Origin of the sequence: Streptomyces kronopolitis, from assembly GCF_050953795.1 — a bacterium.
Taxonomy (GTDB): domain Bacteria; phylum Actinomycetota; class Actinomycetes; order Streptomycetales; family Streptomycetaceae; genus Streptomyces; species Streptomyces kronopolitis_A.
Genome location: NZ_CP191850.1, coordinates 5,893,232 through 5,908,883, shown reverse-complemented (window position 1 = coordinate 5,908,883; position 15,652 = coordinate 5,893,232). Strand labels below are relative to the sequence as shown.

The 15,652-nt window shown below is 70.3% G+C and carries 15 protein-coding genes and 1 pseudogene; all 16 read right to left on the bottom strand.

Features of this window, described 5'->3' with window-relative positions; all coding sequences use genetic code 11:
* Nucleotides 1–50: 50 nt before the first annotated feature.
* The gene (locus tag ACQP17_RS26265) at nucleotides 51–479 is read right to left on the bottom strand and encodes a hypothetical protein (RefSeq protein ID WP_433858473.1); all 429 of its coding nucleotides are present in this window, start codon (nucleotides 477–479) and stop codon (nucleotides 51–53) included.
* Nucleotides 476–2,551 (bottom strand): hypothetical protein, encoded by a 2,076-nt coding sequence (locus tag ACQP17_RS26260; RefSeq protein WP_433858472.1) that lies wholly within the window; start codon nucleotides 2,549–2,551, stop codon nucleotides 476–478. Before ACQP17_RS26260 ends, ACQP17_RS26265 begins: the two co-directional genes overlap by 4 nt.
* A gap of 86 nt (nucleotides 2,552–2,637) precedes the next feature.
* Nucleotides 2,638–4,539 carry a hypothetical protein gene (locus ACQP17_RS26255; protein ID WP_433858471.1) on the bottom strand — a complete coding sequence of 634 codons (1,902 nt, stop codon included), beginning with the start codon at nucleotides 4,537–4,539 and terminating at the stop codon, nucleotides 2,638–2,640.
* A complete protein-coding gene (locus tag ACQP17_RS26250) occupies nucleotides 4,536–5,852 on the bottom strand; it encodes a site-specific integrase (protein WP_433858470.1) in 1,317 nt (438 codons plus the stop codon). The genes ACQP17_RS26255 and ACQP17_RS26250 overlap by 4 nt, the downstream gene beginning before the upstream one ends.
* A gap of 208 nt (nucleotides 5,853–6,060) precedes the next feature.
* Nucleotides 6,061–6,696, bottom strand: a pseudogene (locus ACQP17_RS26245) (DNA-processing protein DprA); the annotation flags it as partial.
* Nucleotides 6,693–8,345, bottom strand: coding sequence for a YifB family Mg chelatase-like AAA ATPase (locus tag ACQP17_RS26240; protein ID WP_433858469.1), 1,653 nt, complete (start codon nucleotides 8,343–8,345; stop codon nucleotides 6,693–6,695). The gene ACQP17_RS26240 and the pseudogene ACQP17_RS26245, both read right to left, overlap by 4 nt.
* Entirely contained in the window at nucleotides 8,345–8,764 is a 420-nt protein-coding gene (locus ACQP17_RS26235; RefSeq protein ID WP_433860008.1) for a YraN family protein, read from the bottom strand. The genes ACQP17_RS26240 and ACQP17_RS26235 overlap by 1 nt, the downstream gene beginning before the upstream one ends.
* A 440-nt stretch (nucleotides 8,765–9,204) precedes the next feature.
* Nucleotides 9,205–9,513 (bottom strand): DUF2469 domain-containing protein, encoded by a 309-nt coding sequence (locus ACQP17_RS26230; protein WP_003980220.1) that lies wholly within the window; start codon nucleotides 9,511–9,513, stop codon nucleotides 9,205–9,207.
* Between the two features lie 38 nt (nucleotides 9,514–9,551).
* A complete protein-coding gene (locus ACQP17_RS26225; RefSeq protein ID WP_433858468.1) occupies nucleotides 9,552–10,148 on the bottom strand; it encodes an NUDIX hydrolase in 597 nt (198 codons plus the stop codon).
* On the bottom strand, nucleotides 10,141–10,869 hold the full coding sequence (lepB, locus tag ACQP17_RS26220; RefSeq protein WP_433858467.1) for a signal peptidase I: 729 nt from the start codon (nucleotides 10,867–10,869) through the stop codon (nucleotides 10,141–10,143). Before lepB (ACQP17_RS26220) ends, ACQP17_RS26225 begins: the two co-directional genes overlap by 8 nt.
* Nucleotides 10,870–10,923: 54 nt before the next feature.
* Nucleotides 10,924–11,892, bottom strand: a complete 969-nt coding sequence (gene lepB / locus ACQP17_RS26215) for a signal peptidase I (RefSeq protein WP_433860007.1) — start codon at nucleotides 11,890–11,892, stop codon at nucleotides 10,924–10,926.
* Nucleotides 11,834–12,967, bottom strand: a complete 1,134-nt coding sequence (gene lepB, locus ACQP17_RS26210; RefSeq protein ID WP_433858466.1) for a signal peptidase I — start codon at nucleotides 12,965–12,967, stop codon at nucleotides 11,834–11,836. The genes lepB (ACQP17_RS26215) and lepB (ACQP17_RS26210) overlap by 59 nt, the downstream gene beginning before the upstream one ends.
* Complete coding sequence (gene lepB / locus ACQP17_RS26205; RefSeq protein WP_433858465.1) at nucleotides 12,960–13,721, bottom strand: signal peptidase I; 762 nt, start codon at nucleotides 13,719–13,721, stop codon at nucleotides 12,960–12,962. Before lepB (ACQP17_RS26205) ends, lepB (ACQP17_RS26210) begins: the two co-directional genes overlap by 8 nt.
* A 95-nt stretch (nucleotides 13,722–13,816) precedes the next feature.
* On the bottom strand, nucleotides 13,817–14,164 hold the full coding sequence (gene rplS / locus ACQP17_RS26200) for a 50S ribosomal protein L19 (protein ID WP_018087148.1): 348 nt from the start codon (nucleotides 14,162–14,164) through the stop codon (nucleotides 13,817–13,819).
* 132 nt (nucleotides 14,165–14,296) lie between these two features.
* Nucleotides 14,297–15,106 carry a tRNA (guanosine(37)-N1)-methyltransferase TrmD gene (gene trmD / locus ACQP17_RS26195; protein ID WP_433858464.1) on the bottom strand — a complete coding sequence of 270 codons (810 nt, stop codon included), beginning with the start codon at nucleotides 15,104–15,106 and terminating at the stop codon, nucleotides 14,297–14,299.
* A complete protein-coding gene (rimM, locus tag ACQP17_RS26190; RefSeq protein ID WP_433858463.1) occupies nucleotides 15,106–15,651 on the bottom strand; it encodes a ribosome maturation factor RimM in 546 nt (181 codons plus the stop codon). The genes trmD and rimM overlap by 1 nt, the downstream gene beginning before the upstream one ends.
* Nucleotide 15,652 lies beyond the last annotated feature (1 nt).

Sequence of the window (15,652 nt, the reverse complement as noted above, 5' to 3'; positions counted from 1 at the left end):
CCTCATGCAACAACACTGTTGTACTTCCTCCGCACCGCCGCCAAGTCGGATCAGGGCAGGTGGCGCCGTCGCGGGAGAGCCCTGACCACTGCGGCCTCCGCATCCCGGCCAGTGACCGCGGAGTACTCAAGTGAGAGCAGATTGAGGGCGGTCGCGTAGGTCTGGTTTCGGCTCTCCAGGAACCGGCAGTGGGCCTGGAGCTTCGTGTACTTGTCCTTCAGCTCCTCGAACGCGTCGGCCGAGCGAACCTGCGCGGACCGCTTCTCTTCCTCGCGGGCCGCCTCGGCCTGGAAGAGATCCTTCAGGTCCGAGTGCTGGTGGGTCAGGTGCCACCGTTTGACGTTGGCCTCGACTGCGAGCTGGGAGACGTTCAGCCGCCCGCTGGACCGCTGCGGGGTTCCCGCGAAGAGGCGGTTCATCGCGGCAAGGATGGCTCGTCGGGTCGGGTCGGTCTCGCGGTCGAACGGGAACCTGCTCATGAGGCCGTGCCTTCTTGTTCGTGAGCGTCGATGATCGCTTCGAGTCGGGCCAGCTCGTGCCGCTCGCGGGCATGACGGATCGGCGGCGCGAGCGGGTCGTTGACGATGACTTTGAGCTCGGCTGCCTGCCCCTTGACGTGCTCGATGTCCCGGTCGGTGCGGACGAGGCAACGGCAGTTGGGCCGGCAGTCGTCGGTGTCCGGGGTGACCATGGGGTCGTCAACGGCGCCGCGAAGCTGGCAGGCAGCGGTCGCGGGATTGAGGACACAGGTCATGCCCTCTCCGTGGTGGATCTGCAGCAGAGGATTACCGACCAGGTCACGGGCCTGGCGCTCGTTGGTGAGCACTCGGCCAGCGAACTGACGGCTGGCGGCGGTGACGCGGTGACGATATGCGTCGGCGGAGGGACCGCTGACATGTTCACCTTCGGTGAGTGCTTGCTCGTCTTCTGCCAGGCATTCCAGGCGGTAGAGCCAGTCCTCGAAGGCGTACTCGTCGGGGAATCCGGAGTCGTAGGAGCCCGCGTATCCCTGAAGCATTCGGGTGTGGGCATGGCCGTACTGGATCGAGGCAGCGATCAGACCGCGCGGTCGGCGGCGGATGAACCAGGCCAGGGTGCGGCGGAATCTGCTGGCCGCGAGGGGGCCGCGTCCGTCGTCCGGGATCTTGTCGGTGCGGCCGAGTGTCTCGCAGGTGGCGTTGACCCACGTGGTGAAGCCAGCAAGGTCCCGGGAGGTGTCCCGGTCGCTGCGGCCTTCGCCCGAGCGCTTCTTGTTCTGTGAGCGCTGGAAGTGGGGCTCAAGGTCGCTGGGAAAGAGCAGGGTGTGGGAGTGGAGTCGTTCAAGTACTCCAACTGCTTGAGCGACGAGCTCGATGACGACCCAGGGGTCCTCGCGGATCTTCCCCTCGGGGATCTTGGCGCCGTCCTTGTCCTCGGCGCCCTTGAAGTAGAGCCCCCTCAGCAGCCAGAGCCCTGTCTTCTTGTCGCGCTGGCAGCAGCCTCGCCTGAGGTTGAGCACTTCGCCGACGCGGGCGCCCGAGAGGTAGGCAACGATGATCAAACAGGCTGTGCTGAGCAACCGTGCGAGGGGAGGAGTCTCTTCGAAGTGGATGCGCTGGCGTCGCCAGGGCTGTCCGTCGAGGAGGCCGGTGACCGGGGCATCAAGGTAGGTGTGCTCGCCGATCGGCAGGCCAGATTCGGTGATCATGCGGCCGGTGCCAGTCGACTGGATCGAGGGTCCGCAGTCCAGAATGGCCGCCAGATGCCGCCACCGGATTTCCAGTTCGCCGTTCGCGCCTCGCGTTCCGGGCAGCGTGTCACCACGCCTCCGGAGTTGTTTCAGGTAGGCGGCGACCCGGGGCCGCAGCTGGCCGGGGGCATGGCGGCTGTCGCGGGGCCCGGCCTGGCGGCGTCTGTCGGGGGTCCGGCTGAGAAGCACGCGATGCTCTTCGTGGGCGGCCAGGATGTCCTCAGAGAAGTCCTCCAGAAAACGAATCGACCAGCTCAGGAGCATCTGCATGGTCGGCTCGCCGATCCTGCGGGTCTTGTTGTAGCGGCCTCTCTTGGTGCGTTCCAGGAGTTCAGCGGTCTCCTCCCCGTCCCATGGCGGGGACTCAGGAAGCCGCATGACGGCAGGCAGGACATCCCGGTAGGCCCAGAGCCGGCGCACTTCTGTGATGCACCGGTATTGGCGGTCCAGGGTGGCCTCTCCGTCCTTGAGATCGTCGAGGTATTCCTCCAGCAGACCCAGTGTGACCTGGCTGAACGCGGTGACGCCCTGGCCGGCCAGCCACTCCAGGACGAATTGCAGGGCGTTGGTGAACAGCCGCGCGATGGTCGGGACGGCAACCCGGGAGTTCTTCGTGCCGCGTACCGCTCTGTGCTCTGTGTGGTTCAGCAGCTGCCAGAGGTAGTACTTCGCGGTCAGGCGGAACTCGGCCGTGATCAGGTTGAAGTTCAGGATGGTGGACCTGGCGTGGTCCTCGAAGATCGCCGGATTCAGGTCCCAGCGGTCATCAGCGAACCGGGACAGCCTGGACGAATCAGTGTCGGGCCGCAGAGCGCGGTTCAATAGCACCAGGGTGTCCGGCTTGGGCCACTGGGTCCCTTCCGGGATATCTCCCCAGGTCGGCGCCGGGGCAGGGGCTGGAGGGGCTGTCATCTCAGGTCGAGCTCCCGGTTGAGGAATCGCTGGGCCAGAGATCGGTCATGGTCCGAGGCGTCGCGGCGTGCGTCGTGGACTGCCGTGTCGTCGTGCTCGTCGAGAAGGTCGGCGAGCCGGTCGTGAGCGCCTGCGAAACGGCTGGCCCAGTGCAGGGGGTCTATCTGTTCCCGGCGCTCTGCGAGCCGGTCGTGGATGAGGACCTGAAGAGGCAGGTGCCGGGGCAGGGACCTGGCGCATTCGCATTCAAGGCAGAGCATGAACGAAGCCGTGCAGGGCTGCCCGGGCGGTGCATGAGGGCTGTTGGTGTTGTCGGTGCAGGCCGTCATGACGGTGTCCAGCTCTCCGGCGAGCATCCGCTTCAGGGTCCCCGGATCCAGCCCTTGCTCGGCTGCGACCGCCTCCGGGTCGATGCGGGCCCGCTCGACTTCCCCGGAGGACATTACGGTCACGGCCCGGCGGGCGCGGGCCTTGGCGACCTCCTCGTCGAGGGCTGCGGCAACGACGCGGTGGTACTCAGTGATGTTGCCCCGGTTGCGCAGGAGGTAGGTCCGGGCGGCGGTGTCCTTGGTCTGCGCGACCGGTTTCTGGTGCAGTTCAATGTGCGTCAGCCGCAGCAGATCCAGTCGCAGGGCAAGCGGAACGGGGTTGCCCTCCTCATCCGGCTCGTCCGTCAACAGACCGAGCGACCGTCCGAGCCGACCGACCGGCAGACTGCCCTCGCTGATAGGCCTCAGGCCCCGTCCCGTCCCGCGGCCTCCAGCAGTGCAGTAGCCGATCAGGAGCCGGTCTCCTCCGGTCAACTTCCTTGAACGAGACGTCAGTTCGTGTAGCAGCACGTAGAGCCCGAACGGTGTGTGCAACTCGTCGCGGGTCGAGAGGTCCTCGGGGCGGTCCGGGATGCTGATCCAGTCCGGGACTTCCGAGAGCGCAAGATTCATGTAGGCGCGTCGCCCCCGCCGGGGCTTGCGCAGATCGACGATCGCAGTCCCGGGCCCGCCGGCGTAACCGTCGGCGCGGTGGTGCGCGGCCGGCGTCTTGAGGATCACCTCGGCGTTCTCGCCGGTCATCACTGCCAGCAGCACGGCCCCCGCCGCGATCTCTTCCGCGGTCAGATGGAGCCGGCTGACGTGTTCACGGACCGTTCCGTACTTCTGGACCCAGGGCAGCGGGAAGTCACTCACCTTCGACCCGCCGGCGAGCTTGGGCTTGCGGGGAACATCTGCGACGCGGTCCGCCCAGTCCAGGAGTTCCAGTCGCCGGGCCAGCCGACGGTCGGCGCCCGGCACGAGCTCACCAGACCGGAAGGCGTGCAGCGTTTCGCGGCTCTCCCGGATCCGCCTGGCAGCCACCCGAAGCAGCGAGCGGGAAGCATCCGCGATGCGCTTGAACTCTGCCCGGCTATAGCTCGACCTCGCCTCACCCTCCGGCCTCTTGGGCATCCGTCCCGCCAGCCTGCCCGCAAGAGCCTCGCTGACGCCGTCGGCCTTGTTCAGCAGATGCCGGAGATCGGCAAGTTCGTTGGGGGCGAAGTGGATGTGCTCCCGGCTGGCGAAGAACCCGTCGAAGTGTTCCGGCGTGATCTGGGAGAGCTCTCTGGGCGGCCAGGGCAGCGTGGCCAGGTAGCGGTCGAAGTGCACGAGCGCGCGGTGCACCTTGTTGAAGGAGTCCACCGAGGTCAGCCCTGCCCCGGGGGCTGTGCGTCGGACAAAAGCCGCCACCAGCGAGTCCCGAAGCGGCCCCTCCATGGTGAGGGCCGAGAAGTTGTATTCCCGGTGTTGCTTGCCGTCCTCGCTGAAGCAGCGCACCACCACCTGGCCGTCCGGCCTGTCCAGCAGACCCCATCTGCCCCGCGGCCGCCCCCGCGGCATGGCGGCCTTCCGGCCCTGCCCGCTCATCCGGCCATCTCCAGCAGAGCCAGCGGGTCCGTGCGCACTCGGGGATGCCCTGCGAACGTCCTGGTGACGAACGACTCGACGGGAAATCCGTCCGCGTGCAGCAGCAACGTCTCAACAGCCAGCGTCCGGAAGGGTTCCAGATAGACGCTCTTGGTCGTCTCAACCTGGCAGTGCCCCAGGAGCGTCTGGACCAGGTGCCAGGCATCACCGAACTGATCACGGAAGTCCGCTTGCTCGTCCTCGGTCAAGTGGCCGACCTGGGCGGCGTAGACCAGCTTGCCGATCGAGTACCACTTCAACGCGAACGAGTGCCGCAGCATGTGGGCGGTGCAGGTGAAGTTCTCCAGGCCCAGCTGATCGATCCGCTCGTTCGCAACGTCGAAGGTGTGCTCCCAGCCGCGTCCATCCCGCGGCAGGCCGTCCTCGTTCAGCCAGAGCGCCACCGGCTCCAGGCCCTGCGGAGTCTGCTTGAACAGCCGTAGCCGCGTCCGTGGCCCGATGTCGTTCCAGGGCTTCTGCTCCGTGCCCCTGACCAGTCCTTGCAAGATCACCGACTCGGTGCCCTCGGTCGCGATGACCAGCCGCCTCCGCTCGACTCGCTCGTAGCGGCCGGCGGCCTGGGCCCGGCGCACTGCCGCCGCCCGAGGGCCCTCGCAGTAGGACAGCAGGGACTTCATCGCCGAGCGCGGTGTCCAGTACTCGTGTCCGTACCCACCCTTGGCGCAGGCGTCCGCCAGCTGACAGGTGAAGTAGGGCCGCCGCCTGTCATAGAACGGCAGCTCGGGCAGCACCACGCTCGCCCACTCCGAGACCCTCAGCCCGTTGCCGTAGAGCCCGTCGCAGAACGCCGTGTCCCGTTGCTCGTTGCGGCCCCGCCACCACTTGTCCGGACGCCCGGACAAGTCCAGGCCCCGGATGCCCAGGTCAACCCATCTGCGGTATCCGCTGGGGTCAAGCCACTTGACGTCTTCCTGGCGAGTGGCTGCGGGTGCGTCGAAGTCATCGAACGGACTGATGACCTTGAACGGCTTGGCCACCTTGTAGAACTTCTTCAGTGCGGCGAGGTCGCGGGAGAACGAGTTGGTCTGGATCGAATCTTCGTTCTCCGGATCGGTGACCCGCCAGAACAGAAACTCTTGGGCGTCCTCCTCGGTGGCCTCCCACCAGTTCACTCCCATGGCCAGCAGGAAGTTGAGCCACACGCCGACCGAATAGGTGTAGTCCCGCTCCGTACGGAACCCGAGGTTGCGCCACTTCGGGGACGCCAGGCACGCGTTCACCCGCAGGTCCGGCCTGCCATCCGGGCCCAGCATGAACCGCTGGCCGTCGCGGACGCCCAGCCGTCTCGCCCAGGCACGTAGATCTGTACCAAGGCTGCCGAGCCGATCCTCTACGTCGCCAAGGGAGCGCTCAACGTCCAGCCGATGCAGCTGCCAGCATCGCGCATCCCTCTCAACATGTTCCGCCCCCATGCCCTCCTCAACGACGCACTGCAACAACAGTCACTGGATACAGAACCGCGGCGGCTCCGGAGACGACCGTCCAGCCGCGGTCGGCGAGGTCGGCGCCGAGGGTGGTCGCGAGGTGCGCGCCGTAGTCGGTGCAGGCCCGGGCGCCGACGACGGCGACCGAGCGCAGTGCCCAGAGTCTGAGGTTGGCCGTGCCGCGTACCCACAGGCCTAGGGGGCGGGCGTCGCCGAGGTCGTCGAGCTGGCCGGGCCATTCGTCGTCCCCGGGGCAGAGGAACCGGCCGCCTAGCGCGGCGACGGCGTCGAGATCCGCGGCGGGGCGGGCCCGGGCGGCACGCAGGCGCAGGCCCTCGGTCTTGGCCGGGCTCGCGCCCGGGGGCGGCGGGGCGTCCTGGTCGGACAGCGTGCGCCACAGCTCGACGGGGCCCAGCTCACGGACCCAGCGGCCGGCGGTTTCATCGCCGGGTTCGAGGATGCGGGTGAGGGCCGCGCGTGCCGTGCGCCGGCGTTCGTGGTCCGTGCCGCCGGGTGCGGACCGTGGCCGGGTGGTGGCGGGCCGGGCGGTGTCCGGTGCGGTGGTGGGCGGGGCGTGTCCCGGCTCCGCGGCCGGCCCGGGGGTGGTGGGCCGGGCGCTCCGGGCGGTGCCGGGCCGGTCCGTGGCGAAGCCCCATGCGTCTACTCCGTTCATCGCTTGCCCCTGTGGGCGCGGGGCGGGGTGGTGGTCTCGTGTCCGTCGGCGCCGGTCGTGGTCAGGGCGCCGCGGCGGACGCCGGTGCGGAGTTCCAGGGCCCAGTTGACGTCCTCGCCGGTGGGGCGGTCTCGGCCGGCGAGGTCGGCCGCCGTCCAGGCGACGCGCAGGACCCGGTCGAGTCCGCGGGCGGTGAGCAGGCCGCATTCGAGGTCGCGTTCGGCCTGGGCCAGGGCGCCGGGGTGGACCTGCCAGCGGGTGCGCAGTTCATGGCCTGGTACCTCGCTGTTGGTGTTCCAGGGTGTGCCGGCCAGGCGGGCGGCGGCGCGTTCACGGGCAGTGTGGACGCGTGCGGCCACGACGGCGGTGGACTCGGCGCCGCGGGCCAGGGCGAGGAGTTCGGAGCGGGCGACCGGTTCCACGGCGATTCGCAGGTCGACGCGGTCCATCAGGGGTCCGGAGAGCCGTGAGCGGTAGCGCCGGATGGAGGACGGCCGGCATTCGCAGCCGCCGCCGGCGGTGCCGTGGCGTCCACAGGGGCAGGGGTTGGCGGCGAGGGCGAGGAGGATGCGGGCGGGCATGCGCATCATGCCGCCGGCGCGGGCGACGATGATGTGGCCGGATTCCAGGGGCTGGCGGAGGGCGTCCAGGACGCGTGGGCTGCATTCCGCGGCCTCGTCCATGAACAGCACGCCGTGGTGGGCGAGGGAGACGGCTCCGGGGCGGGGCAGGCCGGTGCCACCGCCGACGAGGGAGGCCATGGTCGCGGAGTGGTGCGGGGCGCAGTAGGGCGGCCGGTCGACGAGTGGCTGCCCGGGCGGGAGGGTGCCGGCCACCGAGTGGACGGCGGTGACCTCCAGGGATTCCTTGGGGGACAGCGGCGGCAGCAGCCCCGGGAGGCGTTCGGCGAGCATGGTTTTGCCGGCGCCGGGCGGGCCCTTGAAGAAGATGTGGTGGCGTCCGGCGGCGGCCGCTTCCAGGGCGCGGCGGGCGCCGTGCTGGCCTGCGACATCCGCCAGGTCGGGGGTGTGGTCGCCGGACGGCAGGCCCGCTCCGGCGCAGGTGCCGGACACGGCGAGCCCGGCGAGCAGCGGGTCGGGGCGGCCTTCGTCGAGGGGCTCCTCGTGGGGTACGGGTTCGTCGGCGAGGACTCCGATGAGCTGACGCAGGCTCCGGACGCCGAGGACGGAGATGCCGGGGACGAGTGAGGCTTCGGCGGCGGTCTGTTCGGGGACGACGACCTGGCGGTATCCGGCGTCGGCGGCCGCCAGGACGGCGGGCAGGACGCCTCGTACGGGGCGGACGCGGCCGTCCAGTCCGAGTTCGCCGATCATCATCAGGTCGGTGAGTTCGCGGGGGTCCAGGCGTTCGGCGGCGCCGAGGACCGCGCAGGCCACGGCGAGGTCGAAGCCGCTCCCGCCCTTGGGCACGGAGGCCGGGCTGAGGCCGACGGTGAGCTTCTTCTGCGGCCATTCGGCGCCGGAGTTCACGACGGCGGCGCGCACGCGTTCCCTGGATTCGATGAGGCTCTTGTCCGGCAGGCCGACGAGGGTGAAGGCGGCGACGCCCGGTTCCAGGTCGGCCTGGACCTCGACGACGACTCCTTCGACGCCCACGAGGGCGACGGAGCAGGTGCGGGCGAATCCCATCAGGCCACCCCCCGGGCGTGCTGGACGACGGGGGCGCCGCGGGCCGGCAGCAGGATGCCGATGACGTCGATCCGTACGCCGCCGGGTGGCGGGCCGCCGTGCCGCTCCAGCCAGCGTTCCGCCAGCAGCCGCAGCCGGGCGGTCTTCTCGGGGCGTACGGCCGCCATGGGGTGTTCGTACCAGCCGGCGCGGCGGGTCTTGACCTCGCAGACCACCAGGGCGTCTCCGTCGGCGGCGACGATGTCGATCTCTCCGTCGCGGCAGCGCCAGTTGCGGTCCAGGATCCGCATGCCGGCCTCGGTGAGCCGGCGGGCGGCCAGATCCTCGCCGAAGCGGCCCAGGGCGCGCCGCCGGTCACCGGTCGAGGCGGCTGCCGCGGGGCCGGTGCGCTGTGACCGGCCTGCGGTCGGCGGGGGCACGGCGGTGGCGGGCGGTACGGCGGTGGCGGGCGGTACGGCGGTGGCGGGCGGTACGGCGGTCGGGCCGGGGCCCTTCCGCGGGCGCACCAATGGCGTCGGTCCTGCGGGCGGCGCCCCGCCCTCGCGACGTCCGGCGCCCGGCGCAGCCCGCCTCCCGCGCCCCGCCACCGGCGGGGGCCCCGGCCGGGCCCGCCGTGCGTCCCGTTCCCGCACCGGGCGCGGCTTCCGCGGCGGGCGGTCGGGCTGTGTGTCCTGTGCGGCCCTGCGGCCGGTCTGCATGGGCTTCATGCGGTACCACCTCCGGCACCGACTGTGACGCCCCCGCGCAGAGCTGTTGGATCTTGGTGGACAACGAGCCGCCTGTGGACAACCTGCTCACCCGCCCGGGTGACGGCGGGCCCGACGGCCGGCAGGCCGGTCGGCTCCCCCGCCGGCCGGGCTCAGCTCCCCGGAAGATCGAGATCGCTCTTGTTGAGCTCCTCGATGTTCACGTCCTTGAACGTGAGTACCCGCACCTGCTTGACGAAGCGCGCCGGGCGGTACATGTCCCAGACCCAGGCGTCGGCCATCGAGACCTCGAAAAAGACCTCTCCCTGCACCGAGTGCACCTGCATCTCGTAGTCATTGGTGAGGTAGAAACGTCGCTCGGTCTCGATCACGTATTTGAACAGCCCGACGACGTCGCGGTACTCCCGGTAGAGCTTCAGCTCCATCTCGGTCTCGTACTTCTCGAGGTCCTCGGCGCTCATGGCAGATCCCCTTCAGCCGTGCGTCCCCCTATTGTGCGTCAGACCCTCTGGGTCTCCAGGAGCACCGGCGCACTAGGGGGCCCGTCGACGAGCAGCGTGCGCAGCAGCTCGGCGAGTCTGGTCGGGTACACCGTCTCATGCGAGGCCGACAGTTCCTGAGAAGTCCACCACCTCAGCCCCGAGACGCTGCGTCGTTCCAGGTCAGTCTGCCCACCGGTGTCGGTGGCAGTCCGGTCCGTGCGGCCCAGGTAGTACCACTCGTCCTGGTCCCAGCGCCGCCCGTCGAAGGGGAAGGAGCAGCTGCGCTTCCACAGGACCGGACCGAGGACGACGTCGGTGATGCCGGTCTCCTCGGCCAGCTCACGATGGGCCGCCTCCTCGTGGCTCTCCGTGCCCTCCAGGCCGCCCCCGGGGGTGAACCACCAGGTCTCGGAAGGGCGGGCCGGTTCGAAGCCGTGGAGCAGCAGGATCCGGTCGTCCGGGTCGAGCAGCACGATGCGGGAGACCTGGCGCACCGAGCCCTCGGCCGGCTCTCCCGCGGTGGCCTCCGCCCCGGTGCGGCCGGCCGCACCGTCCGCCCCCGCCCCACGACGGCCGCCCGACGGCTCGCCTTCCCCCTCCGGCCGCTCAGGCACGTCGGCGCGCCCCACGCCGGGCGAGGGGCCCGTAGGCGGCGCCGGCCAGGATGAGGACCGCGCCGGCGACCACGGTGATGGTGATGGGCTCTATCGGGCCGGGCTGCGAGGTGCCGCCGGGGAACGCGGAGAAGGCGGCCGGGCGCTGCATCACGCCGACGCTGCCGAGCGGCCAGGCGCGGGCGTCGACCCGGGCCTGGACGGCGCTGCGCGGGACGGAGCCGTGGTCGCCGTCGGTGAGGTGGACCCGCGAGTCCATGGAGTCGCTGCGGTGATCGCCGAGCAGGAAGAGCTGTCCGGCGGGGACCTTCGCCTTGAAGCCGATGGGCGAGGCGGGGCCGCTGCCCTGCAGATACGGTTCTTCGACGGGCTTTCCGTTGAGGGTCAGTCGGCCCTTCTCGGTGCAGCAGGCGACCTTGTCGCCGCCGACGCCGACCACCCGCTTGACCATTGGCACGTCGCCCCACACGGAGTCCTTGAAGACGACGACGTCACCGCGGCGTATCTCGGAGCCGGCCACCTTCTGGGCCAGGACCCGCGCCCCCGGGGCGATGGTCGGCGACATCGAATCGGTGGGGACCGTATAGGGGCGGTAGGACAGCGCCGCCCATACGAAGCCGCCCAGGAACGCCACACAGCCGAGGGCCACGGCCAGACCGGACAGCGCACTGCCCAGGGTCCGGCCGCGGCCGTCGGTCCTGTGTTCCGTTGTGCTGCTCATCCCAGCGCTCCCACCCCGCGGGACGGGCCCGCGTCGAAGATCCGGGACGGCACCTTACCTGGGGTTACGCGCTCCGGTCAGCCTCCGGCGACGCCGGATCACGATCGGCACCGCGCCGGCCAGGCCCAGGGCGGCCGGTGCGACCCCCATTGCCTTGTTGATCCCGGGCTGGTCGAAGGTGTCCGGTACGGGCAGGGTCGCCCAGCGGTTGATGGGCCAGGCGATGGTGAACGCCCGTCCGACGACCTCGTCCTCCGAAACCGTGCCGTTGCCCTTGAGGGTCTGGTGGTAGCGGGAGTCGAGGGAGTCGTCGCGGTGGTCGCCCATCACCCAGATCCGGCCCTTGGGGACGCGGATCGGGCCGAACGCGCGGTCACCGCAGGGGGTGGCGCCGGGGAAGATGTAGCTGTCTTCCTTGAGCGCCTTGCCGTTGACCTTGACCGGGCCGGTGCCGTGGCACTCGACGGTGTCGCCGCCGACCGCGATGACCCGCTTGATCAGGTCCTTCTCCTCGGCCGAGGGCATCAGGCCGATGAAGCTGAGGACCTTCTGGACCGGGTTGGGCTCGGGGGTCGGCGTCTCGTTCAGCCAGCCGCCCGGGTCGTGGAAGACGACGACCTCGCCGCGCTGCGGCTTGGAGCCGAACCACGGCGTCAGCTTGTCGACCAGCACCCGGTCCCCGCGCTGCAGGGTGTCCTGCATCGAGTCGGACGGGATGGAGAACGCCTGCACCAGGAAGGTTTTGATCAGCAGCGCGAGGAGAAGGGCGATGCCGATGAGAATCGGCAGCTCCTTCCAGAAGGCACGCGGCTTCTTGGCCTTCTTCATGCTGCCGCTCACCTCGCCACTCGCCGTCGTGTCCCGCGTATCCGACGTGTCCGTCCCGGCAGCGTGCGGCGCCTGGGCCCGCCCTCCCGCGGATGACTGTGCCTGATGCACGGAACTCGCCGCCGGCTGCGGGGTCTCACCGCGCCGGGCCGGCTCTTCGGGCTCTTCGGTTCCGGACCGCGCGCCGACCGCCAAGTCCCCCACATCTGCTCCTCACTCCACGGACTCGCCCGCGCGTCAACCGGCGCAGGCCCACCACTCCCATAACGAGCGGGAGTTCCGCAGGGGTCGGGAGTACGGTCAAACTCTCGGAGGACACCTTATGCGGCGCACCCGCCGCGGACGTCTTGGCGCCCGGCGCGTCGTGCACGGTCGTGAAGGTGTCCGGCTCTTCAAGGCGCCGCCAGTGGCTGAACGGCCAGCCGATCACCATCGCCCGGCCCACGACACCGTCCTCCGAGACCGTGCCACGGTACGGCTCGTCCAGGTGGAAGCGCGAATCCGCCGAGTTGGAGCGGTGATCGCCCATGACGAAGATCCGGCCGGTGGGGACGTTGACCGTGAACTTCAGCGTGGACGGCGGATTCCCCGGATGGACGTACGGTTCGGTCAGCGGAGTGCCGTTGACGGTGACCTTGCCCTGCTTGTCGCAGCATTTGACGGTGTCCCCGCCGACCGCCACGACCCGCTTGATCAGGTCCTGCTCGTTGGCCGACGGCAGCAGGCCGATGAAGGTCATGGCGTCTTTGACCGGCTTGAAGGCTCCCCCGTCGTCGGCGGGCTTGTTCTGCTCGCCCTTGAGCCAGCCTCCGGGGTCCTTGAAGACGACCACGTCGCCGCGCTCGGGCTTCGACCCGAACCACGGCGTGAGCTTGTCGACCAGCACCCGGTCGCCGATCCTGATCGTCTGCTCCATGGAGCCGGACGGGATGACGAAGGCCTGGACGAGGAAGGTCTTTAGGACGAGGGCGATGGCCAGGGCCACGCCGACGAGGATGGGGATTTCCTTGAGGTAGGAGCGCTGCCGGCGGCGCTTGATGCGCCGGGCCTGGCGCCTGCGCTCGGCCCGGCCGCCGGTCGCGGGCCGGTTCGACCGGCCGCGGGTCGCCGAGCGTGCGGAGCGCGGTCCGGGGACGCCGCCGGGCTCCTGGGGGTCGCCGTATCCGCCGGAGTCGCCGTACGCGCCGCCGGCCTCCGGCTGCGGGCGGGCGGCTGCCCGCCCCCGGCCGGCGTCCTTGCTCCCGTGACGGGGGCGGCCGCGGCTACCCACGTGGGCCTGCCGCGACGGGTATCCGGTCGGCGGCGCCCGGTGCGCCCAGGGTGCGCCAGCGGCCCACCGGCCAGGTGATCAGGTCCGCGCGGCCGATGACCTTGCCGACCGGAACCGTGCCGCCGCCGGGGTCGCCGAGGTGGTCGCGGGAGTCACTGGATCTGGCGCGGTGGTCACCCATGACCCACAACCGGCCCTGGGGCACCACGATGTCGAAATCCACCGAGGACGGCGCGTCCCCGGGGTGGAGATACGCCTCGCTCACGGACTTACCGTTCACTTCGATCCGTCCCCGTTTGTCGCAGCAGGTCACGTGGTCACCGCCGATGCCGATCACGCGCTTGACGTAGTCGGTCCCGGCGGACGGGGCCAGGCCCAGCGCCGCACCGGCGCCGCGCAGCAGTCCCGTGACGGGATTCTCCCCCTGCTCCCTGTGAACGAACGATCCTCTGCCGTCGAACACCACCACGTCGCCCCGCGCGGGAGAGCCGCCGAACCGGTACGCCAGCTTGTTGACCAGCACCCGGTCCCCGATCTGCAGGGTGTTCTCCATCGAGGAGGACGGGATCAGAAAGGGCTGGGCGACGAACGCGCTGAGCAGCAGCACGAAGGCCAGGCAGAGCGCGAGCACGGTGGCCGGCCGGCGGTACAGGACGCCCAGCGGGCCGGAACGCGCGAAGCGCGACCCCTGCTCCGGCCCCTGGTCGTGGGTGGGAGAGAGATCGCGCTCCGTGAGCTGTGCGTCGGTGTTCATCGGGCCCTGAGCCTATCCGGCCGGATCCGGACGCCGTACGCGAGCGTCGGTTTGCGTTGCCCGGGCGCAAAAAATCGTGCGCCGGGCGGCCCGGCTCAGTTGTCGCGCTTCTCCTTGATCTTCGCGGCCTTGCCGCGGAGCTCACGGAGGAAGTACAGCTTGGCGCGACGGACGTCACCGCGGGTCACGACCTCGATCTTCTCGACGATCGGGGTGTGCACCGGGAAGGTGCGCTCGACGCCGACGGAGAAGCTGACCTTGCGGACCGTGAAGGTCTCGCGGACGCCGGCGCCCTGACGGCGGATGACAACGCCCTTGAACTGCTGCACACGGGAGCGGTTGCCCTCGATGACGCGGACGTGGACGTTGACGGTGTCACCCGGGCGGAAGGCCGGGATGTCGCTGCGCTTGGACGCGGCGTCGACGGAGTCGAGAAGGTGCATGACCTACTGCTTTCTTCGCTGATGCCACAGGTCATCAACGGGATATGGGAAGGATGTTTCGGATGCCGTTCCGTCGGGCGGGCGTCGTTCCCCCTGTGGCAGGGGCGCGCGCCGGACGCACACAGCAGCGGCCTATTCTTCCACGGCCTCGGTCGTCCGCCCAAATCGGCCGTCGGCACCGGCCGACCAGCCGAGAGCGTCGAGCATCGCCCGGTCGTGTTTGTCGAACGCGGCGGGGTCGGCACGCTCGATCAGATCGGGGCGGTTGCGGTCGGTCCGGCGGAACGCCTCGTCCCGCCGCCAGCGGGCGATCTTGCCGTGGTGGCCGCTGACCAGGACGTCGGGGATGCCACGGCCGCGCCACTCGGGGGGCTTGGTGTAGACGGGGCCTTCCAGGAGGTCGGCCATCGCGCCGGGGGCGAAGGAGTCGTCCTGGTGGGAGGCCGCGTTGCCGAGGACGCCGGGCAGCAGCCGGGCCACCGCCTCGACCATGACCAGGACCGGTGCCTCGCCGCCGGCCAGGACGTAGTCGCCGATGGAGACCTCGCGCACGTCGACGCGGTCGCCGTACTCCTCGATGACGCGGCGGTCGATGCCTTCGTAGCGGGCCGGGGTGAACACCAGCCAGGGCTTGGCGGAGAGTTCGACGGCGAGCTGCTGGGTGAAGGGGGCGCCGCTGGGCGTGGGGACGACGATCACCGGCTCACCGTCACCCGACGCGAGGATCTCGTCGAGCGCCTCGCCCCACGGCTCGGGCTTCATGACCATGCCGGGGCCGCCGCCGTAGGGCGTGTCATCGACGGTGTTGTGCTTGTCGTGCGCCCATTCCCGCAGGTCGTGGATGCGCACATCGAGCTGTCCGCGGGCCCGGGCCTTGCCCACGAGGGAGACGTTCAGCGGCTCGAGGTACTCGGGGAAGATCGTGACGACGTCGAGCCGCATCAGCTGTCCTCGCGGCTGCTGGCGACCTCGGCCTGGCTGTCGTCGAGGAGACCGGGCGGCGGGTCGATGACCGCGCGCTGCTCCTCCAGGTCGATCTCCGGGACGATCTCGGAGACGAACGGGATCAGGACCTCGCCGCCGTCGGGCCGCCGGACGACCAGCAGGTCCTGGTAGGGCAGGTGGGAGACCTCGGCGATCCGGCCGACCTCGGTGCCGTCGCGGGTGACGACGTCGAGGTCGATCAGCTGGTGGTCGTAGAACTCCTCGGGGTCCTCGGGGACCTCCTCGGGGTCGACCTCCGCGATCAGCAGGGTGTTGCGCAGCGCCTCGGCGGCCGTGCGGTCCGCGACGCCCTCGAAGCGCAGCAGCAGCCGGCCGCTGTGCACCCGTCCGGCCGTGATGGTCAGCGGTCCCACGGAGGACGGGTCGGTGGCGAGGACGGCGCCGGGGCCGAGCCGCAGCTCGGGCTCGTCGGTTCGCACCTCTACCGTGACCTCGCCCTTGATGCCGTGGGCGCGGCCGATCCGTGCCACTACCAACTGCACG